At 61.7% G+C, this 2,294-nt stretch carries 2 protein-coding genes and 1 pseudogene; 2 read left to right on the plus strand and 1 reads right to left on the minus strand.

Going from position 1 to position 2,294, the window contains the following annotated elements:
* Nucleotides 1-332 precede the first annotated feature (332 nt).
* A complete protein-coding gene (locus EOC06_RS35440; protein WP_128309991.1) occupies nt 333-944 on the plus strand; it encodes a thymidine kinase in 612 nt (203 codons plus the stop codon).
* Between the two features lie 69 nt (nt 945-1,013).
* Here EOC06_RS35440 and EOC06_RS35445 read toward each other — a convergent pair whose 3' ends face one another.
* Nucleotides 1,014-1,910, minus strand: a complete 897-nt coding sequence (locus tag EOC06_RS35445; protein ID WP_128309992.1) for a DMT family transporter — start codon at nt 1,908-1,910, stop codon at nt 1,014-1,016.
* Nucleotides 1,911-2,012: 102 nt separating this feature from the next.
* Between EOC06_RS35445 and EOC06_RS44400 the strand changes: the two are divergent.
* A pseudogene (locus tag EOC06_RS44400) lies at nt 2,013-2,294 on the plus strand (LysR family transcriptional regulator); the annotation flags it as partial.

Raw genomic sequence — 2,294 nt, forward strand, 5'->3', positions numbered from 1 at the left:
GCCTTGCAGCTCGCCGGATCGCCGGCAAAGGCAGCGCTGGTGGACAAAAAAGCCGCCAGACTGAGGCCGGCGACGAAAGAGTTCATACGCGACATAGACAGTCTCCCATTGTGATTCTTTGGCGAAGCGTAGCTACGGTTTCTATGCCCGCCTTGTTTCGTCAGCCAAACACCATTCTGGTGTGGTTTCAAGCATTAAGACAATCGCGATCAACGGCGCGGGCTGGCCAATCAGCGACACATCAGGCGCTTTTGTCTGGACAGGCGCCTTTTTCAGGGGAATGCCGCCGTGGCCTCTCCCCGCACGGCATCAAGTCGGCTTAAAAGAGCGGCATGGCCAAGCTCTACTTTTACTATGCGACCATGAACGCCGGCAAGACGACGATGCTCTTGCAGGCCTCTTACAATTATCGCGAGCGCGGCATGGGCACGATGCTGTTCGTCGCCGGCCACTACCGCAAGGGCGACACCGGCCTGATCTCGTCGCGCATCGGCCTGGAGACGGAAGCCGAGATGTTCCGCGATGGCGACGATCTGTTCGCCCGCGTCACCGAGCATCACGCGCATACGTCAGTGCATTGCGTCTTCGTCGACGAGGCGCAGTTCCTCGAGGAGGAGCAGGTCTGGCAGCTCGCCCGCATCGCCGACCGGTTGAACATCCCGGTCATGTGCTACGGCCTGCGTACCGATTTCCAGGGCAAGCTGTTTTCCGGCTCGCGCGCGCTGCTGGCCATCGCCGACGATTTGCGCGAAGTGCGCACCATCTGCCGATGCGGCCGCAAGGCGACGATGGTCGTGCGCCTCGGCCCCGATGGCAAGGTGGCGCGCCAGGGCGAGCAGGTGGCAATCGGCAAGGATGTCTATGTCTCGCTCTGCCGCCGCCACTGGGAGGAAGAGATGGGCCGCGCCACGCCAGACGATTTCATCGGCTTTATCAAAGGCTGACTCTGTCTCTTGGTTATTGGAGCAATTCCAGGGGAAGCGCTATGTGCTTTCCCGGGAATTGCTTCGGGCTCACACGGTCGAGACATGCCGTCTTGGAAACCGCCAGCCAAGCCGCACACCAAGCGTTGCCAGCGCAATCAGTGCCATGCCGGCTGCCTGCGCCGGTCCCAGCGGATGCCCATAGATAGCCCAGTCGACGATGATGGCGACGACCGGGTAGATGAAGGTGATGACGCCGATCACCGGTGTCGTCAGCCGTGGGAAGGCCGAATTCATCAACACATAGGCGATGCCAGTGTGCAGCACGCCGATGCCGAGCAGCCAGCCCCATGACGCAGGCGCAATATGTTGGCCGATGCCGGCGAACGGGGCGAGCATGACGACCCCCACCAGTGTTTGGCAGAGTACCGTGATTTCGGCGCGCTGCTGGCCCAGGCCTTTGGCTAGGATCGTTGTAACGGCATAGAGCAGTGCGCCGCCCAGCGTCAGCGCAATGCCCGGCACCCAGTTGGCATCGGCATGACCGTGCGCGAAAACGAGGCCGCTGGCCAGCACGACGCCGAGAAAGGCAGCGAGCATCCACAGCAGTTGGTCGGGCGAGATGCGTTCCCTTAGGAAAACCACGCCGATCAGGACCACGAAGAACGGCTGGATATGGTAGATAATCGTCGTCGTGGCGATCGACGTCATGGCGAAGCCTGCGAAGAAGGCCGTCCAGCTCAGCACCATGCACACGCCGGCAAGTGCCGCAAGGGCAAGCCGGGACGGCAACAGCATCCGATCCGGCAGGTAGCCGCGCAACAGGCACCATACGAGAAGGAAGATCGCGCCGAACACGCATCGCCAGAAGACGACGGCAACGGGATGCAGCCCCGATTCCGTGGCGAAGGCGCCGACCGTGCCGGCAATCACCATTGCCAGAGCGAGGCTGGCGGCCGGAAAGCGGGCTGTCGATGCGTCTGCCATGGGTGTTTCGTCCAGCCGGTACTCCCAACCATCTGGTCACCGGCACGGCCTTCAAACAAGCGAATAGATTTGGAATGATCTATTCGATATACTGATAGCACCATGGCCGCGCCACTCGATCTCAACCTGCTGAAAACCTTTGTCGCCGTCGTCGAGAGCGGCAGCCTTTCCAATGCAGCACCCAGGGTCGGCCGCAGCCAGTCGGCGGTCAGCATGCAGATGCAGCGGCTGGAGGAGATGGTCGGCAACCAGCTTCTGGTGCGTGGTCCCAGAACCGTCACTCCCAATGCGATCGGCGAGGATTTCCTGATCTATGCGCGCCGGTTGCTGAAACTGTCGGATGAAGCCTGGGCAAGCGTCACCCGGCCCAAGGAGACAGGCAGC

It is taken from the genome of Mesorhizobium sp. M7A.F.Ca.MR.362.00.0.0, from assembly GCF_004023175.1.
Classification (GTDB): domain Bacteria; phylum Pseudomonadota; class Alphaproteobacteria; order Rhizobiales; family Rhizobiaceae; genus Mesorhizobium.

Excerpts from the sequence above, each read along its gene's own strand:
- EOC06_RS35445 (WP_128309992.1), bottom strand. The coding sequence starts at position 1,910 with ATGGCAGACGCATCGACAGCCCGCTTTCCGGCCGCCAGCCTCGCTCTG.
- EOC06_RS35440 (WP_128309991.1), top strand. The coding sequence starts at position 333 with ATGGCCAAGCTCTACTTTTACTATGCGACCATGAACGCCGGCAAGACG.